This is a genomic window from Pannonibacter sp. I15F10I1 (assembly GCF_900185665.1).
GTDB classification, from domain to species: Bacteria; Pseudomonadota; Alphaproteobacteria; order Rhizobiales; family Stappiaceae; genus Pannonibacter; species Pannonibacter indicus.
This window is the reverse complement of the sequence record NZ_FYAN01000026.1, coordinates 527,212-545,751: the sequence shown is the minus strand read 5'-3', so window position 1 is coordinate 545,751 and position 18,540 is coordinate 527,212. Positions and strand designations below refer to the sequence as shown.

Sequence of the window (18,540 nt, the reverse complement as noted above, 5' to 3'; positions counted from 1 at the left end):
AGACGCCTTTTGTCACAAAGGATGCCAATCTCCCGGCCTTCAAGGGTGGAAACTCCGGCAAGGCTGGTGTAGAAGGCCGCCAAACTGAAACGGATGATCGGTCCAAAATGGAAACGGTAGTTATCGTCATTCACCTGATGGTCGTGCTGGCCCTGGTGCTTGTCGTCCTCCTGCAGCGCTCCGAAGGCGGCGCTCTTGGCATCGGCGGCGGAGGCGGCGGCGGCTTCATGTCGAGCCGCGGCACAGCCAATGTGCTGACCCGCGCCACGGCGATTCTCGCCGTCATGTTCTTTGCCACGTCACTGGGCCTCAGCATCATCGCCCGCATGGACAGTGGTCCCGGCTCCATTCTGGACGGCAGCACGGTTGTTCCGGGTGCCGCACAGCCGGCCGATGGTTCCGCACCCTCGACGGGGACCGGTGTTCTGGATGTGTTGAGGCAGCAGTCCCAGCCCCAGGCGCCCGCAACGGCTCCGGCTCAGCCTTCCGGCCCCCAGGTTCCGGCAGCGCAGTAAGCGCCGCAGGCTTGCAGGTTGCGGCGGGGCAGTCAGCACCGCCGCAGGGCCATATCCGGCGGATAGACCGGAAAAATCTCTCAAGTGCCCTGCGCACATCTGCTGCAGGGCATTTTTGTTGTGTTTAACCACTGGACCCCGCTGGCCGATCCGGCAGGGACCACAGTATGGTGTTGCTCCATGGCGCGATACGTTTTCATCACTGGCGGCGTGGTTTCCTCGCTCGGGAAGGGTCTGGCATCGGCTGCGCTTGGCGCCCTGCTTCAGTCCCGCGGTTACAAGGTCCGGCTTCGCAAGCTCGACCCCTATCTCAACGTCGATCCGGGCACCATGAGCCCGTATCAGCACGGCGAAGTCTTCGTCACCGACGACGGCGCCGAGGCCGATCTTGATCTTGGCCATTACGAGCGCTTCACCGGGCGCCCGGCGACCAAGCAGGACAACATCACCACCGGCCGCATCTATCAGGACATCATCGCCAAGGAACGCCGCGGCGATTATCTGGGCGGCACCGTGCAGGTGATTCCGCATGTCACGGATGCCATCAAGGCCTTCGTGCTGGACGGCAATGACGATGTGGACTTCGTGCTGGTCGAGATCGGCGGCACGGTGGGCGACATCGAGGGCTTGCCGTTCTTCGAGGCGATTCGCCAGCTCGGCAATGACCTGCCGCGCGGACAGGCGATCTACATCCACCTGACGCTGATGCCCTATATCGCCAGCGCCGGCGAGATGAAGACCAAGCCGACCCAGCATTCGGTCAAGGAGCTGCGCTCCATCGGCATCCAGCCGGATATCCTGATGATCCGCTGCGACCGCCACATTCCGGAGAACGAGCGGCGCAAGCTGTCCCAGTTCTGCAATGTGCGGGAAAGCGCCGTCATTCCGGCCTATGACGTGGCCTCGATCTATGACGTGCCGATCGCCTATCACAAGGAAGGCCTCGACGAGGAAGTCCTCAAGGCTTTCGGCATCACTGGCGCACCGGCACCCAAGCTCGACCGCTGGGAAGAGATTTCCCGCCGCATCGCCAATCCGGAAGGCGAGGTGACCATCGCCATCGTCGGCAAGTACACCGTGCTGAAGGACGCCTACAAGTCGCTGATCGAGGCGCTTGTCCATGGCGGCATCGCCAACAACGTCAAGGTGAAGCTGCAGTGGATCGAATCCGAGACCTTCGAAAAGGAAGATCCGGCGCCCTATCTTGAGGGCGTGGCCGGTATCCTGGTGCCTGGCGGCTTCGGCGAGCGTGGCGCGGAAGGCAAGATCGCCGCTGCCCAGTTCGCCCGCACCCGCAACGTGCCTTATTTCGGCATCTGCTTCGGCATGCAGATGGCGGTGCTGGAAGCAGCCCGCAACCTTGCCGGCATCACCAAGGCCAGCTCCACCGAATTCGGCCCCGCCGAAGAGCCCGTGGTCGGCCTGATGACCGAATGGACGCGCGGCAACGAAAAGGAACTGCGCAACGCGGGTGATGACCTTGGCGGCACCATGCGCCTTGGCGCCTATCAGGCCGCGCTGAAGCCGGGCTCGCGCATTGCCGAAGTCTATGGCAGCACCCTCATTTCCGAGCGTCACCGCCACCGCTATGAGGTGAACATCGGCTACCGTGAGCAACTGGAAAGCTGCGGCCTCGTCTTCGCCGGCACTTCGCCGGACGGCGTGCTGCCGGAGACGGTGGAAATCACCGGCCATCCGTGGTTCATCGGCGTGCAGTACCATCCGGAACTCAAGTCCCGGCCGTTCGAGCCGCACCCGCTGTTCGCCTCCTTCGTCGAGGCGGCCATCAAGCGCAGCCGTCTGGTCTGAGGGCCAAAGGCATCCGGCAGAGCCGGACAGGGCAGGGAGTGGGGGGCATGACAGCGGCGGCAAAGACACGCGGACTGGATCACGTGGTGATCGCGGTCCGGGATCTCGACCGTGCAGCAGAGGCTTTCGAGGCGCTCGGCTTCACGCTGACGCCACGCGCCCGCCATCCCTGGGGCACGGAAAACCGTCTGGTGCAGCTGGACGGAGCTTTCCTTGAACTTCTGACGGTTCCGGCCGGTGCCGCCATTGTTCCGGCCACGGGAACGGCCTTCTCGTTTGGCCGTTTCAATCAGGACTTCCTGGAAAAGCGGGAAGGGGCCTCCATGCTGGTGCTGGACAGCATCAGTGCGGCGGACGACCGTGCGGCCTTTGCTGCGGCCGGACTTCCCGTGTTCGATCCCTTCTCCTTTGGCCGGGAAGCCACTGCACCTGATGGCACGGTGCGCAAGGTCGGGTTTGAGCTGACCTTCACCCGCGATGCGGATGCGCCGGAGACCGGTTTCTTCACCTGCCACAATCTCTATCCGGAAAACTTCTGGAAGCCGGAGTTCCAGCGCCATGCCAATGGCGCAACAGCACTGGCCGAAGTGATTCTGGTGGCCCGGGATCCGGCAGACCATCACATCTTCCTCGAAGGTTTCACGGGTGTGCGGGAACTCAGGGCCACCAGCCTTGGCATCGAGTGCCAGACGGCCCGTGGCAAGATCTCGATCCTGTCGCCTGTCGCCTACCGCCATCTCTTCGGCGATGCGGCGGCCGATGCGCTGCCGGGCGGACTGCCCTGCATTGCGGCCCTTCGGGTGACGGGGGCAAGTGTCGCCGCACGGTCCATCATTCCCGCTGAAAGCCTCTGCGGTGTGACGCTGGTGCTGGAGCCGGCCTGACGCGGGATGTGTCAGGCCTGCCGGACTGTCTTCACCGGATGTTGACAGCTTCGTGGATAGTCTCAGAAAGTGTTTTTTCCGGGTTGCGCCCAGCCGCCTTCCGGCATAAACACACCGCCAGCAGACGGGCGCTCCGGCGCATCTGTTTCCCTAGCGGGAGCGAGTAGCTCAGTTGGTAGAGCAACTGACTTTTAATCAGTTGGTCCGGGGTTCGAGCCCCCGCTCGCTCACCACTTTCCCTTTTCCTGATTTTTGATCATTCATTCCATGTTGCCTTGTCGGGGATTGTCCCGCACGGCATTCGGAAACGCTGTTTTTGCATGAAGCAGATCATGCTTCCCATGCGTCTGCCGGACTCAGTTCAGCCGAAAGACTGTGAATCTGGTAAATTACACATCGTCAGTAGTGCAGATAAATTGGACTGTTTCGGCGAAAGATCACAAAAAGGAACCGGTCGCTTAAAAATTGACTGGAATGTGTACTGGCTTACTCATAAAATCTGATCACAGTAGGTGCGGTGGGTCGCAGGGGCTGAGGCATCCCGTTTGGGTTGCCGTTCGCCCCTTGGTATTTTTTGTCCTAACGCCAGAACAATCTCTGGCAGATTGGCTCGCTCGATGCCGGAAAACTCTGCTTCGCACTCGATGACCTCACCTGAGTTCGACTTCGTCAAAGCGAACATCGCAGCGACTCTCACCCTCGTGAACGCATTGATCCATCAAGGCGCGATCAACCGCGACCTGCTCGATGAGTTTCTGGCTGGCGTGATTTCCCAGCTGCCGCACAACCGTCAGACGCTGGCTTTGCGGCTGGTGCTGGACCAATGGCGCCAGGGACTGCGCGATGGCGGTGATGTTGGTGTCGTGATCCGGCCCAGCTTTGAAGTCGTCGACGGCGGACGCCAGGACAGCTGAGGTACGTTGCTCTTTCCTCATCCAGCCTGATGGGTCGAAGCGGCCGCGCCCTGTCTCTGAGGAGGCGGCGCGCCTCGCGGTAAGGTGATCGGCGTAAGTCCCATTCCTCACGGGATGCGCGGTTCTGCCATCTTCATTTCATCCCCTGCAATGCGGTAAGACCTGTCCATGCATTGTGCGGGCCCCGGGCGGGCACGGCAGATTCGCTGACAAAGGTGGCGGGAATGATTCAGGAAGTAACACTGGCAGGCGCTGTTTTCGCCGGAGTTCTGTCCTTCGTTTCCCCTTGCGTGCTGCCGCTTGTGCCACCCTATCTTGGTTTTATTGCCGGAACCAGCCTTGAAGAGCTGTCCGCCGATGACCGGACAGACGAAGCGGTTCGGCGCGTGTTCTTTGCCGCGCTTGCCTTCGTGGCCGGGTTCTCGACCGTTTTCGTGCTGCTTGGCGCCAGTGCTTCCTTCCTGGGGCAGATGGTGACGCAGCATATCCAGATCCTCGGCTATGTCGCCGGTGTGCTGACCATCGTCATGGGGCTGCATTTCCTCGGGCTCTTCCGCATTCCGCTGCTCTACCGGGAAGCGCGGGTGCATCTGGACCGCAAACCGGCTGGCCTCGCCGGAGCCTATGTGATTGGCCTCGCCTTCGGCTTCGGCTGGACCCCTTGCGTGGGGCCGGTTCTGGCGGCCATTCTGTTCGTCGCGGGCTCAGAGGAAACCGTGGCGCGTGGCGCCATTCTCCTCAGCGCCTATGCCATGGGCCTCGGTATCCCGTTCCTGATCGCGGCGCTTTTTGCCGGCCCGTTCCTGCGCTTCATGCAGAAGGCGCGCCGCCACATGGGCAAGGTGGAGAAGGGGATGGGCGTGGTCCTGGTTCTCACCGGGATCATGTTCCTGACCGGCCAGATGGCTGTCTTCTCCTATTGGCTGCTCGAGACATTCCCGCAGTTTCAGGTGATCGGCTGATCCTCTCCAGATCACTGGAAACGGATCTCTGCCTACCGGAAACTCTCCAGAAGCGGCTCGCCCGAGAAGAGCGTGGGCGAACAGGCTTTCTGGTCCACTTCAAGACGCAGGCAGGCGACGGAGGCCGCGGCCGCATTGGCGAAAGGCCCGGCCAGAAGCCGCACGGACTCAGAACCCTCTCCAGCCGGCTGGGTCAGGGCGCGCAACCCGCTCATCTTGTCCGTATGGGCCGACGCGAAATTCTCCCAGCCGTCGCTCGCCGCGGAGCGTGAGGCATAACGGCCGATTTCAATGGCAAAGTCGCTGCGGCCAATACGGTCCGCGCTGCCAATGGTGCGTCCGGCCGGGTCAACCGGGCGGATCATCAGGGCTGCGTCGAGGTCCTCACGCTGGGTCTGTGCATCTTCCGGCGCGGGCTCGGGAGGAATGGCGGCGGTCGTTTCAGGGGCGGGCGTGCCGGATACCGGCAACCCGACGATCCGTACCGGCCGCACCGGTTCCGGCGTTGAAGAAAGCGCCGCGGTCCGCCCCTCGTAGGAACTGCCAGGCGACTCGGGCACGGCTCCTGCCGGTGACATGATGGCGCTGATGTCCGAGGCGGCAAGAGGCTTGGCCGCAGAGGAGCTTGTTTCCGCCAGGGTTTCCGGGGCTGGCCGTGTCTCGACAGTGGCCTGTACCGTCTTGCGCGGATCGGGTCTGGGCAGGCTGACGGCAGCCTGTGGGCGCTCCGCATCCTTGGGATCAAGCTTCGGCAGATCCCCCGCATCGTGCAGCGGCTCGCTCCGCTGCGACGTGCCGGCGGCAATGTCGGCAAGCCTTGGCTGCGCGGGCGCGGGGATGCTGTTCTCTACCGAGCCGGTGATGAGGCCGCCGCCGGTGCCGGTTTCGAGCGAGGCGAGCCTGTTCGAATAGCCGTCGCTGAGCTCCGTCATCTGGAGGACACGGCGGCGCAAAGAGACCACCTCCCGCTGCAGCGTTTCCAGCCGTGCCTCGAGCAGCCGCATGGATTCCGCACCGCCCGTTCCAAGGGGAGAGGGGAGAATGCCGATGGAGACGGTTTCCCCATCCATCACGACGGCTTCCGTGCGGCCAATGCTGCCGGTTGGCCCGGAAACCTCGCCGGGAGGGGGCAGCATGATGCCTGCGTAAGCTTGCCCGCCGGAGGGGCGTGCCGGAGCAAACCAGTAGGCCGAAAAGCCGACGGTGCCAAACAGAAGCGCAAAGAGAGCCCAGGCGGCAATGTCGAGCCGTGCCCGGGCCATATCTGGCCCGGACGCCTTGACACCGGCATCCTTCTTGCGGCTCTCCACCTGGGCTATCCCGCTACGGCGAATCTGTTGCTATCCATGGGATATCTTGTCTCCAAACATGGTTAACGAACAGGGAATTACAGCGGTCCCGGGGAAGTCTTCTGCAGGGAACTGTGGATCGGCGGCTTGCATCTTTGGTAAAAGGGCAGGAAAAGGCTGAACAGGGATACAGAAGGCCTGCGGCGGTGCGCGGGCGGCCTGTGCCCATCAGCAAGACCGGCAGAAAGATCCCATGTCCAACCGCAGTCTCCTTTCCATCATCCTGGCCGCAGGCCTTGGAACACGCATGCAGTCCAGCTTGCCGAAGGTGATGCACGAGATCGGCAATCTGCCGATGATCGGCCATGTGCTGAAGGCCGTGAGCGGCGAAGGCAATCGCGTTGCCGTGGTCGTCGGGCCGGACATGCCGGCGCTGGAATCCCTTGTCGCAAAGCTCTCGCCCGGCGCGAGCTGCCACGAGCAGACCGAACGGCTCGGAACGGCCCATGCGGCACTCGCCGCCCGAAGCGCCCTGACGCCGGCGGCCGATGACGTGCTGGTGCTGTTTGGCGATACGCCACTGGTGACCGGGGACACCATTGCCCGCGTGCGGGCCGCTCTGGCGGCAGGAGCGGATGTGGCGGTTCTGGGCTTCGAAGCAGCCAATCCCTTCGGCTATGGCCGCCTGTTGATGCAAGGCGATCAGCTTCTCGCGATACGTGAGGAAAAGGACGCAAGCAACGACGAAAGAAAGATAAATTTCTGTAACTCTGGCATCATGGGCTTTCAGGGCGCTATTGCAGAGGAGTTGCTGTCAGCGGTTGGCAATAGCAATGCCAAGGGCGAGTACTATCTGACGGACGCCGTGGAGATTGCCAATGCACGCGGGCTGAAAGTGGTTGCAGCCACCACCAGCGAAGACGATGCGCGCGGCATTAACAACCGTTCTCAACTTGCTGAATGTGAAGAGATTTTCCAGAACAGAATGCGCCGCGCCGCGCTGGAGCGCGGCGTCACGCTGCAGGCTCCCGCCACCGTGTTCTTCTCCCATGACACGGTGCTGGAGCCGGATGTTCTGGTGGAGCCCAATGTGGTTTTCGGGCCTGGCGTGCATGTTGCCTCCGGAACCCGCATCCGGGCCTTCAGTCATCTGGAAGGGGCGACGGTCGGAGCGGATGCCATGGTCGGCCCCTATGCCCGTCTGCGCCCCGGTGCGGAACTGGCCCGCGATACCCATATCGGCAACTTCGTCGAGGTGAAGAACGGCAAGATCGGCGAAGGCGCCAAGGTCAATCACCTCAGCTACATCGGCGATGCCGTGGTGGGGGCAAAGACCAACATCGGCGCGGGTACCATCACCTGCAACTATGACGGTTTCGGCAAGCACCTGACGGAGATTGGCGCGGGCAGCTTCATCGGCTCCAACTCGACGCTCGTTGCGCCGGTAAAGATCGGTTCGGGCGCCTATGTGGCGGCTGGCAGCACGGTGACGGAAGAGGTGGCGGATGACGCCCTTGTCATCGGACGGGCCCGCCAGAGCGTGAAGGAAGGCCGGGCCAAAGTGCTGCGCGTCCGCTTTGCTGCCGCCAAGGCCGCAAAGAAGAGCTGACGGATTGCTGCCTGTCATCGTCTGAAACAGGGTTTGATTTCAACAAACTGGCCCGTCTCGTCTAACAGAGGCGGGTTAGATCGTTTCAAAGGGATTCATTTTCATGTGCGGCATCATTGGTATCGTCAGCCTAAGCGGTGTTGCACCGCGCCTCGTGGATGCGCTGAAGCGCCTTGAGTACCGGGGCTATGACTCGGCCGGCATTGCCACGCTGGAGAACGGCATCGTTACCCGCCGCCGCGCGGAAGGCAAGCTGCGCAATCTGGAAGCCGTATTGGAAAAGACACCGCTGCCGGGCGTCATCGGCATCGGCCACACCCGCTGGGCCACCCATGGCGCACCGACCGTCTCCAATGCCCACCCGCACCAGAGCGGTGGCGTTGCCGTCGTGCATAACGGCATCATCGAGAACTATCAGGAACTGCGTGCTGAGGCCATCGCCAAGGATTATCATCCGGTGACCGATACGGACACCGAAGTGGTGGCGCTGCTGGTCAATGCCGCGATGGATGAAGGGCTTGCGCCGAAGGAGGCCGTGGCCGCCGTGCTGCCGCGCCTTCGCGGCGCCTTCGCGCTCGCCTTCCTGTTCGAGGGCGAAGAGAACCTTTTGATCGGCGCAAGACGCGGCTCGCCGCTGGCCGTTGGCCACGGGGAAGGCGAGATGCTCCTGGGGTCCGACGCCATCGCGCTGGCGCCTTTCACGGACCGGATCACCTATCTGGAAGAAGGCGACTGGGTCGTTCTCAGCCGTGACAGCCTCGCCATTTTCGACCGCCAGAATACGCCCGTCACGCGCCCGGAGAGCAAGTCGGCCGTCGGCGCTGCGATGATCGACAAGGGCAACTACCGCCACTTCATGGCCAAGGAGATCCACGAGCAGCCGGAGGTGATCGGCCACACCCTGTCGCGCTATCTGGACCTGAGCGCCCGCAAGGTGCGCCTGCCGGAAGGCACGTCGGTGGACTTCAGCAAGCTGACCCGCATCGTCATGTCCGCCTGCGGCACGGCTTATTATGCAGGGCTCATCGGCAAGTACTGGTTCGAGAAATACGCCCGCCTGCCGGTGGAAATCGACGTTGCTTCCGAATTCCGCTACCGCGAACTGCCCGTGTCGACGGGCGAGATGGCGCTGTTCATCTCCCAGTCCGGCGAAACGGCGGATACGCTTGCCTCGCTGCGCTATTGCAAGCAGGAAGGCCTGACCATCGGCGCCATTGTCAACGTGCCGGAATCCACCATTGCCCGTGAGGCCGATGTGGTGTTCCCGACCGTCGCAGGCCCGGAGATCGGCGTTGCTTCCACCAAGGCCTTCACCTGCCAGCTGGCGGTGCTGGCGGCGCTCGCGGTCACCGCAGGCCGTCAGCGCGGCTTCATAACCGAAGCAGAAGAGGCCGAACTGGTCGGCGCTCTTGCCGAAGCGCCGGGTCTGGCCGTGCAGGCACTCGGCCTTGAGCCGCGCATCGAGAAGCTGGCTCCGGCCCTGTCGCGGGCATCGGATGTGCTGTATCTCGGCCGCAGCACCAGCTTCCCGCTGGCGCTGGAAGGGGCGCTGAAGCTCAAGGAACTGTCCTACATTCACGCCGAAGGCTATGCCGCCGGCGAGCTGAAGCATGGCCCGATCGCGCTCATTGACGAAAACATGCCGGTGATCGTCATCGCCCCGCATGACGCCCTCTATGAGAAGACCGTTTCCAACATGCAGGAAGTGGCGGCACGCGGCGGCAAGATCCTGCTCATCACCGACGAAAAGGGCGCTGCAGCCTCCGGCCTTGCGGCCAATGACCAGGTGGTGATGCCCGAACTGTCCGGCATCGTTGCGCCGATCATCTACGCCATTCCGACGCAGATGATCGCCTATCATGTGGCGGTGTTCATGGGCACGGATGTGGACCAGCCGCGCAACCTTGCCAAGTCGGTGACGGTGGAATGATCACGAGCCCCAAGCCCGTTATCGATACCTTCACCGAGGGGGACCGCCATCGTGTGGTCACCCTCTGGGGAGAGTGCGGCCTGACACGGCCCTGGAACGATCCGGACAAGGACATCGACCGCAAGGTCGCGGACAGTCCCTGGGGCTTCATCGTGCTGCGTCTGGGCAATGCCATCATCGGCAGCGCCATGTTCGGCTATGACGGGCACCGGGGCTCGGTGAACTATCTCAGCATTCATCCGGCCCATCGCGGCAAGGGCTATGCCCGGCTTCTGATGCAGCATGGCGAAGCGCTGCTGCTGGCACGCGGCTGTCCGAAGATCAATCTTCTGGTGCGGACCGGCAATGAAGAGGTAACCGGCCTCTACCGGCAGCTAGGCTATGTCCCCGACGATGTGGTGGAGCTGGGCAAGCGGCTAATCAAGGATGATTGATTTTATAAATCAATTGGGTGTGCAGAAAAATTGAAGCGTAAATTTAGATAGCTTCAGCTGCGCGGATAGGAGGGCCGCGACAGAACATAGGCGGCGCAGGCCACCATGAAGGCCAGAACGCCGAGGGCCAGCGGCCAGCCGGGATGGGCGCCGAGCCAGAACATGCCATATCCGAAAGCCATGCCGCCCGTGGCATAGAGCTTGGCGCGCGGCGGGATGACGCCGTGCTCGCGCCAGGCGATGACCTGCGGCCCGATGGACGGATGGGCCAGAATGCGCGCCTCGAGTTCCGGGGAGGACTTGGCGAACATGGCGGCGGCGAGAATGAAGAAGATGGTGCCCGGCATGACCGGCAGGATGGCGCCGATCACTCCGAGGATCACACATAAAATTCCTGCTATCCGGTATGCTGCACGCCGCAAATCATCTCTCCGGTGTCCGTTTTTGCCCTATGATGCACCGCATGATGGGCGGGCCTGGAGCTGAAATCCGGAACTCTGCAATCCGGTTTACGCCCCTCAAGCCAAATAGGGAAGGCCGAATTCCCGGCAAGTGAAGCGAGAGGATATCGATGGAAGAGCCATCCAGCCAGGAAACAGCGGCGCATGACGTGCCGCACCGGACGCGAACAAGCTTTGGCGCAAGACTGCGCAACTCGTTTCTGGCAGGACTCGTCATTGCAGGGCCGGTGGGCATCACCCTCTGGCTGACATGGTCTTTCATCCAGTGGGTCGATGCCCTGGTCAAGCCCGCGCTTCCGCCGGCCTATAATCCGGATAACTATCTGCCCTTTGCCGTGCCGGGCTTCGGTCTGATCGTGGCCTTTTCGGCCTTGTCTCTCACGGGCTTTCTGGCGGCCAACTTCCTTGGCCGGACGCTCATAAACTTTGGCGAGCGCATCGTCGCAACGATGCCGCTTGTTCGTAGTCTTTACAAGGGCTTGAAGCAGATTTTTGAGACTGTACTTGATGAAAAGGGAGCCAGTTTCAAGAAAGCCGCCCTGATCGAGTACCCACGGAAGGGCACCTATGCCATAGTCTTTGTCGCGACCTCCGCCAAGGGCGAGGTGGCGCAGAAGCTGCCGGAGACGGAGGATGGCGGCGGGCATATGGCCGTGTTCCTGCCGACCACACCCAACCCGACCTCCGGCTATCTGCTCTATCTGCCGCGCAAGGATGTGATCGAACTGTCCATGACGGTCGAGGAAGCGGCAAAGCTGATCATCTCTGCCGGCCTGATTTCACCGGAGCATCCGAAAATCGCAGAGGCTTTGCCGGGTGCTGTTCAGGACCGTTGAATGCCTCTGAATGGCGAGATCACCATCAGGCGCCTGTCGAAGTTCTCGATCGTTGAAGGTGAGAGGACTTCGTCCGGATCTGCGCCGGGAAAGATCACATGACGTCCGCTGACTGCGATGATCTTGGTGACCGGTACCATGCCAATGGCATCGTCCTGGCCAACGCCAGTCCGGCATCGGCCGCCGGTGCTCTCGATCCACGCCATGTAGTCGCCAAGAGTCGTTTTGCTCATGCTGCCCTTGGAATGGGCTTGGCGTCACGCTCCAGCGCACCATTTTCGTAGATGGCCTCAAAGAAAGCGGGTGCCGGATCAATCATTTCAAACAGGCTGATCTGCCGTGATTCCGCCTCATGGATCTCGGCTGCCAAAGCTGCATCAAAGCGTAGTTTTGCTTCTTCGGATGATCTTCCTTGCGCGCAAATGTCGAGTTCAAGGCCTTGAGCGATGAAAAGCTCACCCTCTCTAAAAACGACGACCCTTATGCTCTCAAGCTCTCTCATGACGGTACAGGCTCCAGTCACTTTTACTCTTCACATATGGAGCAGCTTTACAAGTGTGAAAGCCGTTAAAATGAGGAGGAGCCGGAGCTTCCGCCCGTGAAACTTACCCGGCCCGCAGCAGGCGGATCGCTTCGTCGCGGGCAAAGAGATAGAGCAGGATGCGCAGGGCCTGACCGCGCGGGCCTTTCAGCTCCGGATCGGTCTCAAGGATCAGGCGGGCATCGTCGCGAGCGGTTTCCATGAGGTCTGGCCGCGCCTCTTCGCCCGCAAGGCGGAAGCCGGGAGCGCCGGACTGGCGGGTGCCGAGGATTTCGCCTTCACCGCGCAGGCGCAGGTCCTCCTCGGCGATGAGGAAGCCGTCATTCGTCTCGCGCATCACCGCAAGGCGGGCGGCGGAGGTTTCGCCCAGCGGCCCCTTGTAGAGCAGCACGCAGGAGGACGGCCTGTCGCCGCGCCCGACACGGCCGCGCAGCTGATGCAGCTGGGCAAGGCCGAAGCGTTCGGCATGCTCGATCACCATGATCGTCGCATCGGGCACATCAACGCCCACCTCGATTACGGTGGTGGCCACGAGAACGCGGGCCTGGCCCTCCTTGAAGGCAGTCATGGCCATGTCCTTCTCTTCCGCGCTCATGCGGCCATGGACGAGGGCGACGGGCATTTTCAGTTCCTGCGACAGATGCCGGTGCCGGTCTTCGACGGCAGCAAGGTCAACTTTCTCGGATTCCTCCACCAGCGGGCAGACCCAATAGACCTTCTGCCCCTCGGCCACCGCCGCCTTGATGCGCGCCACCATCTCGCCCATGCGCTCCAGCGATACGGAGACGGTGGTGATGGGCTTGCGGCCGGCCGGCTTGCCGATGAGGCGGGAGACGTCCATGTCGCCGAAATAGGTCAGCACCAGCGTGCGCGGGATCGGCGTTGCCGTCATCACCAGCACATCGACGCCCTTGCCCTTGGAGGAAAGCGCAAGGCGCTGATGCACGCCGAAGCGGTGCTGTTCGTCCACCACGGCAATGCCAAGGTTCTGGAACTCGACCGAGCCCTGAAACAGCGCATGGGTGCCGACAACCAGATCAATGCTGCCGTCCAGCAAACCGGCCTGCGTCTCGCGCCGTGTCCTGGCGCTGTCGCGCCCCGTCAGCAGGGCAATGCGGATGCCGGAAGCCTCACACAGCGGGGCCATTGAGGCGAAATGCTGGCGGGCGAGGATTTCGGTCGGCGCCATCATCGCCGCCTGCGCGCCGGATTCGATCACGGCCGCCATGGCGAGCAGGGCGACGATGGTCTTGCCCGCGCCCACGTCACCCTGCACCAGCCGCAGCATGCGGTGGGGGCTCGCCAGATCCGCCTCGATCTCGGCAACGGCCTGCGTCTGGCCTTCGGTGAGCGTGAAGGGCAGGGCGGCGAGGATCTTTGCCTTCAGCGCGCCGCTGGCCATGCGCGGGGCGCCATCCAGCTTGCGCATGGTGGCGCGCACCAGAGCCAGTGCCAGCTGGTTGGCGAGATATTCGTCATAGGCAAGGCGGGCGCGGAAAGGGGATTCGGGGCCAAGATCGCCCGCCTTTTCCGGCCGGTGCATCCGCGCCAGTGCCTCATCGAAATCCGGCCAGCCTTTGCGGGCGGCAAATTCCGGGTCGAGCCAGTCCGGCATCACTGGCAGACGGCCAAGCCCGGCGGCAATGGCCTTCAACAGGGTGCGCGAGGCAAGGCCTGCGGTCATCGGATAGACCGGCTCCACATCCGGCATGGTTTCGGCCTCTTCAGGCGTCAGCACATAGTCCGGATGCACCATCTGCGGGCGCTCGTTGAACCATTCCACCTTGCCGGAGATGATCCGCCGCCCGCCCACGGGCAGGGTCTTTTCCAGCCAGTCCCTGTGGGCATGGAAGAAGACAAGGGCGATCTCGCCGGTCGGGTCGCTGGCAATGATGCGATAGGGCGCCTTGCCCTGGCGCGGCGAGGGCAGGTGCCGCTCCACCACCACGTCCAGCGTTGCGATCTCGCCATTCTCGGAATGGGCAATGCCCGGCCGGCGGCGGCGGTCGATCACGCCGTGCGGCAGGTGGAACAGCAGATCGAGAACGCTGGCCTCGCGCCCCGGCGTGCTGCCGGTCAGCCCGTCCAGCAGCTTGGCGATCTTCGGGCCGATGCCGGGCAGCACCGAAACCGGAGCAAACAGGGGATCGAGAAGAGAAGGACGCATGGCACAGGAATCCGCAAGACCGATGCCGCGTTTTGGCATGGTCTGGCGGCAAGGGCAATGAAGCCTCTTGAACCTTCAGGACATGCACCCCAAAACCTTGACCTGACAGAGCCGGTTTGCGGCGCTATATACCTCGGACGATGAGCTGTCCCGTTTGCGCCGGACGCGGAAACCCCGCGCTCCGGCTGCAGGCGTCAGGACGGCATGAGCCCGGCAATGCGGAGAGACATGATGAGCGGCACAAGTGCAGATATGGCGGCAGCACAGGATGATGCCCTGACCCACCGCAAGAAGCGCATCCTGTTCCGCACCTGGCACCGGGGCATGAAGGAAATGGACCTTCTGTTCGGCGGCTTTGCCCAGTCCGAACTCGACAAGCTGACGGCAGCCGAACTCGACGAGATGGAAGAACTGATCAACGTCAACGATCAGGATCTCTTCGCCTGGATCACCGGCAGCAAGCCCGTTCCGGCAGAATGGGACCGTCCGCTCTACCGGCGCATGCTCGCCTTCCACAACATCACGTCCAGCCGCACCGCCTGATCCGGACGGATCGTCAGTCCGCAAACGCACCTTTGCGCGCCGCACAGCATTTCAGGGATAAGAACCGTGTTCGAGAGCCTTCTCCGCGACAAGGGCAACATCACGCTGGCCAGCGTGCCGGATGGGGCCGAGGCGCTGGCGCTTGCACGCATTCTGGACGAAGGTCCGAAGCAGGGGCTTTGCGCCGTCTTCGTCGCCCGCGATGCCACGCGGGCTCAGGGGCTGATCGAGGCGCTGAGCTTCTTTGCACCCGATGTGGAAGCCCTGTCGCTGCCCGCCTGGGACTGTCTGCCCTATGACCGTGTGTCCCCGAACCCGGCCATCAGCGCCCGGCGGCTGCTGGTGCTGGGCGAGCTCGCGCGCGGGCTGGAAGGCGCTGGCCGCAAGGTGCTGGTCACCACGGTCAACGCCGCCGTGCAGCGCCTGCCGGAGCGCAGCTGGGTGGCGGGCCAGACCTTCTCCTTGAGCGCAGGCACGCGCGCGGATCTCACCTCCATCGCCGCCTGGCTGGAGCTGAACGGCTTTTCCCGCACGCCGACCGTGCGCGAGACCGGCGAATACGCGGTGCGCGGCGGCATTCTCGATCTCTTCGCGCCCGGCGCGGAAGCCCCTGTCCGCCTCGACTTCTTCGGCGACACGCTGGAGACCGTGCGCGCCTTCGATCCGGAGAGCCAGCGCACCACCGCGCCGGTGAAGAAGCTGGATCTGGTGCCGATGAGCGAGGTGGTGCTGACGGAAGAGGCGATCTCCCGTTTCCGCCGCAACTACATCGGCCGCTTCGGCGCGGCGCGGCGCGAGGATATTCTCTACCAGTCGGTCAGCGAGGGCCGCCGCTACGCCGGCATGGAGCACTGGCTGCCGCTGTTCCACGAAACGCTGGAAACCCTGTTCGACTATGTGGAGGGTGTGCCGCTCGTCCTTGATTCCCGCGCGCCCGACGCCCTGCGCGAACGGCTGGATCAGGTGGCCGAGCACTACACCGCCCGCAAGGACGCACTCGACAACGGCCATTTGGCCGGGTCCGTACCCTATATGCCGGTGGAAACCGGCGGGCTCTATCTGGCGCCGGAGGAGTGGACGTCGCGCCTCGCCGATGCCGCCAGCTGCCAGATGGATGTGTTTACGCCGCCGCCGGGTTCCGGCCGTCAGGTGGTGGATTTCGCCGGGCGTCAGGGCCGCAACTTTGCCGCTGAGCGTGCTGCGGGCGACGTCAACATCTTCGATGCGCTGGTGCGCCATGTGCGGGCGCTGGTGGCCGAAGAGCGCAAGGTCATCCTGTCCTGCTGGAGCGAAGGCTCGCGGGACCGGCTGGGGCAGATCCTGTTCGACCACGGGCTGGAGCTGGCCGCGCCCGCCGATACCTTTGCCAACATGCAGGCCCTGCCGCCGCGCACGGTGGCGCTCAGCCTTCTCGGCCTTGAAACCGGCTTCGAGGTGGACCGGCTGGTCTTTATCTCCGAGCAGGATATTCTCGGTGACCGGCTGGTGCGCAAGGGGCGGCGCAAGGCCAAGGGCGCCAATGTCCTCACCGAGGCCACCAGCCTGTCGGAAGGCGATCTCGTCGTCCACGTCGACCACGGTATCGGCCGCTTCATCGGCCTGAAGACCATCGAGGCGCTTGGGGCGCCGCATGACTGCCTGGAACTGCAATATCACGGCGGCGACAAGCTGTATCTGCCGGTCGAGAACATCGAACTTCTGACGCGCTACGGCTCGGAAGAGACCGATGTGCAGCTCGACAAGCTGGGCGGCGGCGCCTGGCAGGCGCGCAAGGCGCGCATGAAGAAGCGCATCCTTGAGATTGCCGATGGCCTGATCAAGACCGCCGCTGCCCGCGCCCTCAAGACCGCCCCCGTGATCGAAACGCCGGAAGGCGTCTATGACGAGTTCGCCACCCGCTTCCCCTATGACGAGACGGAAGACCAGCTGACCGCCATTGATGCGGTGTTCGAGGATCTGTCTTCGGGCCGCCCGATGGACCGGCTGGTCTGCGGCGACGTGGGTTTCGGCAAGACGGAAGTGGCCCTGCGTGCGGCCTTTGTTGCGGCCATGTCCGGCCGTCAGGTGGCGGTCGTGGTGCCGACGACGCTGCTTGCCCGCCAGCATTTCCGCACCTTCTCGACGCGCTTCCACGGGTTGCCGGTCAACGTCGCCCATGCCTCGCGCCTCGTCAGCCCGAAGGAGCTTTCGGCGGCGAAGAAGGGGCTGGAGGATGGCTCTGTCGATATCGTCGTCGGCACCCATGCGCTGCTCGGCACGGGCGTGAAGTTCCGCGATCTCGGCCTTCTCATCATCGACGAGGAGCAGCATTTCGGCGTGAAGCACAAGGAGCGGCTGAAGGAGCTGAAGTCGGACGTGCATGTGCTGACGCTTTCGGCCACGCCCATTCCGCGCACCCTGCAGCAGGCGCTGACGGGCTTGCGCGAGTTGTCGCTGATCGCAACGCCGCCGGTCGACCGCCTTGCCGTGCGCACCTTCATCTCGCCGCTGGATCCGCTTGTGGTGCGCGAGGCGCTGCTGCGCGAGCATTACCGCGGCGGCCAGAGTTTCTATGTCTGCCCGCGCGTGTCCGATCTTGCCGAGCGGGCGGAGTTTCTCGCCGAAAGCGTGCCGGAGGTGAAGGTTGCCATCGCCCATGGCCAGATGGCGGCGGGGCAGCTGGAAGACGTGATGAATGCCTTCTACGAGGGCAAGTATGACGTGCTGCTGTCCACCACCATCGTGGAATCGGGCCTCGATATCCCCACCGCCAACACGCTGATCGTGCACCGGGCCGACATGTTCGGCCTTGCCCAGCTCTACCAGATCCGGGGCCGCGTCGGCCGTTCCAAGACCCGCGCCTATGCACTCTTCACCGTGCCTGCCGCCGGCAAGCTGACGGCGACGGCGGAGCGCCGCCTCAAGGTGCTGCAATCGCTGGAAAACCTCGGCGCCGGCTTCCAGCTGGCCAGCCACGACCTCGACATTCGCGGCGCGGGCAATCTTCTGGGCGAAGAGCAGTCCGGCCACATCAAGGAAGTGGGCTACGAGCTCTATCAGCAGATGCTGGAAGAGGCGGTGGCGCAGCTGAAGGATGGCGGGAACGAGCTTGGTGAAGACCAGTGGTCGCCGCAGATCAATGTGGGGACGCCGGTCCTCATCCCGGAAGACTATGTGCCCGATCTCAACCTGCGCCTGTCGCTCTACCGGCGCCTCGCCGATCTGACGGAAGCGCAGGAAATCGATGCCTTTGGCGCGGAGATGATCGACCGCTTCGGCCCGCTGCCGGAAGAAGTGCAGCACCTGCTGAAGATCGTCTTCATCAAGGGCCTGTGCCGCAAGGCCAATGTGGAGAAGGTGGATTCGGGGCCGAAGGGGATCGTCATCTCGTTCCGCAACAGCGAGTTTGCCAATCCGGCAGGGCTTGTCGGCTATATCGCGGAGCAGGGCGTGCTGGCCAAGATCCGCCCGGATCAGAAGGTGGTGCTGTCACGCGACTGGGAGCGCGCGGAAGACCGGCTGAAGGGAACCGCTGTCATCATGTCCAAGCTGGCAAAGCTGGCCGGAGGTGGCAAGGCGGCGGCTTGAGCCGGGAGGATCGGGGCGGGGCCGAACAGAATTGAGCAGCGCAGAGCGGGGGCAGGGCGCAGGCCTTCTCCCATCACGC

General features: G+C 63.4%; 17 protein-coding genes and 1 tRNA gene. 13 read left to right on the top strand and 5 right to left on the bottom strand.

The genetic code is table 11. The features are described from left to right. Nucleotides 1-107: 107 nt before the first annotated feature. From secG to IF10I1_RS15745, 7 genes are all read left to right on the top strand, one after another. Nucleotides 108-515, top strand: coding sequence for a preprotein translocase subunit SecG (gene secG / locus IF10I1_RS15775; RefSeq protein ID WP_050471561.1), 408 nt, complete (start codon nucleotides 108-110; stop codon nucleotides 513-515). 180 nt (nucleotides 516-695) lie between these two features. After that, on the top strand, nucleotides 696-2,324 hold the full coding sequence (locus tag IF10I1_RS15770; RefSeq protein WP_050471560.1) for a CTP synthase: 1,629 nt from the start codon (nucleotides 696-698) through the stop codon (nucleotides 2,322-2,324). Nucleotides 2,325-2,371: 47 nt separating this feature from the next. Next, nucleotides 2,372-3,208, top strand: coding sequence for a VOC family protein (locus tag IF10I1_RS15765; protein WP_186393489.1), 837 nt, complete (start codon nucleotides 2,372-2,374; stop codon nucleotides 3,206-3,208). 157 nt (nucleotides 3,209-3,365) lie between these two features. Further along, nucleotides 3,366-3,441 (top strand) — tRNA-Lys (locus IF10I1_RS15760). A gap of 87 nt (nucleotides 3,442-3,528) precedes the next feature. Continuing rightward, nucleotides 3,529-3,711, top strand: a complete 183-nt coding sequence (locus IF10I1_RS15755) for a hypothetical protein (RefSeq protein ID WP_152967463.1) — start codon at nucleotides 3,529-3,531, stop codon at nucleotides 3,709-3,711. Nucleotides 3,712-3,825: 114 nt separating this feature from the next. Next, the gene (locus tag IF10I1_RS15750) at nucleotides 3,826-4,122 is read left to right on the top strand and encodes a hypothetical protein (protein ID WP_050471558.1); all 297 of its coding nucleotides are present in this window, start codon (nucleotides 3,826-3,828) and stop codon (nucleotides 4,120-4,122) included. 224 nt (nucleotides 4,123-4,346) lie between these two features. Beyond that, complete coding sequence (locus IF10I1_RS15745) at nucleotides 4,347-5,084, top strand: cytochrome c biogenesis CcdA family protein (RefSeq protein ID WP_050471557.1); 738 nt, start codon at nucleotides 4,347-4,349, stop codon at nucleotides 5,082-5,084. A gap of 32 nt (nucleotides 5,085-5,116) precedes the next feature. Here IF10I1_RS15745 and IF10I1_RS15740 read toward each other — a convergent pair whose 3' ends face one another. Then, entirely contained in the window at nucleotides 5,117-6,394 is a 1,278-nt protein-coding gene (locus IF10I1_RS15740; RefSeq protein ID WP_186393488.1) for a hypothetical protein, read from the bottom strand. Nucleotides 6,395-6,626: 232 nt separating this feature from the next. On the opposite strand from IF10I1_RS15740, the gene glmU reads away from it, so the two are divergent. The 3 genes from glmU (at nucleotide 6,627) to IF10I1_RS15725 (ending at nucleotide 10,346) form a co-directional block, all read left to right on the top strand. After that, entirely contained in the window at nucleotides 6,627-7,982 is a 1,356-nt protein-coding gene (gene glmU, locus IF10I1_RS15735) for a bifunctional UDP-N-acetylglucosamine diphosphorylase/glucosamine-1-phosphate N-acetyltransferase GlmU (protein WP_186393487.1), read from the top strand. A 103-nt stretch (nucleotides 7,983-8,085) separates the two neighbouring features. Then, nucleotides 8,086-9,912 carry a glutamine--fructose-6-phosphate transaminase (isomerizing) gene (glmS, locus tag IF10I1_RS15730; protein WP_186393486.1) on the top strand — a complete coding sequence of 609 codons (1,827 nt, stop codon included), beginning with the start codon at nucleotides 8,086-8,088 and terminating at the stop codon, nucleotides 9,910-9,912. After that, nucleotides 9,909-10,346 carry a GNAT family acetyltransferase gene (locus tag IF10I1_RS15725; RefSeq protein ID WP_186393485.1) on the top strand — a complete coding sequence of 146 codons (438 nt, stop codon included), beginning with the start codon at nucleotides 9,909-9,911 and terminating at the stop codon, nucleotides 10,344-10,346. Before glmS ends, IF10I1_RS15725 begins: the two co-directional genes overlap by 4 nt. Before the next feature lie 53 nt (nucleotides 10,347-10,399). Here the strand turns inward: IF10I1_RS15725 and IF10I1_RS15720 are convergent, their stop codons facing one another. Then, nucleotides 10,400-10,768: a YbaN family protein gene (locus IF10I1_RS15720; RefSeq protein WP_082205793.1), complete on the bottom strand. Its 369-nt coding sequence runs from the start codon at nucleotides 10,766-10,768 to the stop codon at nucleotides 10,400-10,402. A gap of 149 nt (nucleotides 10,769-10,917) precedes the next feature. On the opposite strand from IF10I1_RS15720, the gene IF10I1_RS15715 reads away from it, so the two are divergent. Next, complete coding sequence (locus IF10I1_RS15715) at nucleotides 10,918-11,643, top strand: DUF502 domain-containing protein (protein ID WP_123194258.1); 726 nt, start codon at nucleotides 10,918-10,920, stop codon at nucleotides 11,641-11,643. Here IF10I1_RS15715 and IF10I1_RS15710 read toward each other — a convergent pair. The 3 genes from IF10I1_RS15710 to recG form a co-directional block, all read right to left on the bottom strand. Next, nucleotides 11,631-11,876: a hypothetical protein gene (locus tag IF10I1_RS15710; protein ID WP_164477553.1), complete on the bottom strand. Its 246-nt coding sequence runs from the start codon at nucleotides 11,874-11,876 to the stop codon at nucleotides 11,631-11,633. The two genes, IF10I1_RS15715 and IF10I1_RS15710, sit on opposite strands and share 13 nt — an antisense overlap. After that, nucleotides 11,873-12,145: a hypothetical protein gene (locus IF10I1_RS15705; RefSeq protein ID WP_123194260.1), complete on the bottom strand. Its 273-nt coding sequence runs from the start codon at nucleotides 12,143-12,145 to the stop codon at nucleotides 11,873-11,875. Before IF10I1_RS15705 ends, IF10I1_RS15710 begins: the two co-directional genes overlap by 4 nt. A gap of 103 nt (nucleotides 12,146-12,248) precedes the next feature. Continuing rightward, entirely contained in the window at nucleotides 12,249-14,351 is a 2,103-nt protein-coding gene (gene recG, locus IF10I1_RS15700) for an ATP-dependent DNA helicase RecG (RefSeq protein ID WP_186393484.1), read from the bottom strand. A gap of 231 nt (nucleotides 14,352-14,582) precedes the next feature. Here recG and IF10I1_RS15695 point away from each other — a divergent pair, with 231 nt between their 5' ends. Both IF10I1_RS15695 and mfd read left to right on the top strand, forming a co-directional pair. Next, nucleotides 14,583-14,894, top strand: a complete 312-nt coding sequence (locus IF10I1_RS15695; protein ID WP_208977414.1) for a succinate dehydrogenase assembly factor 2 — start codon at nucleotides 14,583-14,585, stop codon at nucleotides 14,892-14,894. 66 nt (nucleotides 14,895-14,960) lie between these two features. Further along, nucleotides 14,961-18,461 (top strand): transcription-repair coupling factor, encoded by a 3,501-nt coding sequence (gene mfd, locus IF10I1_RS15690; RefSeq protein WP_186393483.1) that lies wholly within the window; start codon nucleotides 14,961-14,963, stop codon nucleotides 18,459-18,461. Nucleotides 18,462-18,540 lie beyond the last annotated feature (79 nt).

Excerpts from the sequence above, each read along its gene's own strand:
- secG (WP_050471561.1), top strand. The coding sequence starts at position 108 with ATGGAAACGGTAGTTATCGTCATTCACCTGATGGTCGTGCTGGCCCTG.
- IF10I1_RS15770 (WP_050471560.1), top strand. The coding sequence starts at position 696 with ATGGCGCGATACGTTTTCATCACTGGCGGCGTGGTTTCCTCGCTCGGG.
- IF10I1_RS15765 (WP_186393489.1), top strand. The coding sequence starts at position 2,372 with ATGACAGCGGCGGCAAAGACACGCGGACTGGATCACGTGGTGATCGCG.
- IF10I1_RS15755 (WP_152967463.1), top strand. The coding sequence starts at position 3,529 with ATGAAGCAGATCATGCTTCCCATGCGTCTGCCGGACTCAGTTCAGCCG.
- IF10I1_RS15750 (WP_050471558.1), top strand. The coding sequence starts at position 3,826 with ATGCCGGAAAACTCTGCTTCGCACTCGATGACCTCACCTGAGTTCGAC.
- IF10I1_RS15745 (WP_050471557.1), top strand. The coding sequence starts at position 4,347 with ATGATTCAGGAAGTAACACTGGCAGGCGCTGTTTTCGCCGGAGTTCTG.
- glmU (WP_186393487.1), top strand. The coding sequence starts at position 6,627 with ATGTCCAACCGCAGTCTCCTTTCCATCATCCTGGCCGCAGGCCTTGGA.
- glmS (WP_186393486.1), top strand. The coding sequence starts at position 8,086 with ATGTGCGGCATCATTGGTATCGTCAGCCTAAGCGGTGTTGCACCGCGC.
- IF10I1_RS15725 (WP_186393485.1), top strand. The coding sequence starts at position 9,909 with ATGATCACGAGCCCCAAGCCCGTTATCGATACCTTCACCGAGGGGGAC.
- IF10I1_RS15715 (WP_123194258.1), top strand. The coding sequence starts at position 10,918 with ATGGAAGAGCCATCCAGCCAGGAAACAGCGGCGCATGACGTGCCGCAC.
- IF10I1_RS15710 (WP_164477553.1), bottom strand. The coding sequence starts at position 11,876 with ATGAGCAAAACGACTCTTGGCGACTACATGGCGTGGATCGAGAGCACC.
- IF10I1_RS15705 (WP_123194260.1), bottom strand. The coding sequence starts at position 12,145 with ATGAGAGAGCTTGAGAGCATAAGGGTCGTCGTTTTTAGAGAGGGTGAG.
- recG (WP_186393484.1), bottom strand. The coding sequence starts at position 14,351 with ATGCGTCCTTCTCTTCTCGATCCCCTGTTTGCTCCGGTTTCGGTGCTG.
- IF10I1_RS15695 (WP_208977414.1), top strand. The coding sequence starts at position 14,583 with ATGAGCGGCACAAGTGCAGATATGGCGGCAGCACAGGATGATGCCCTG.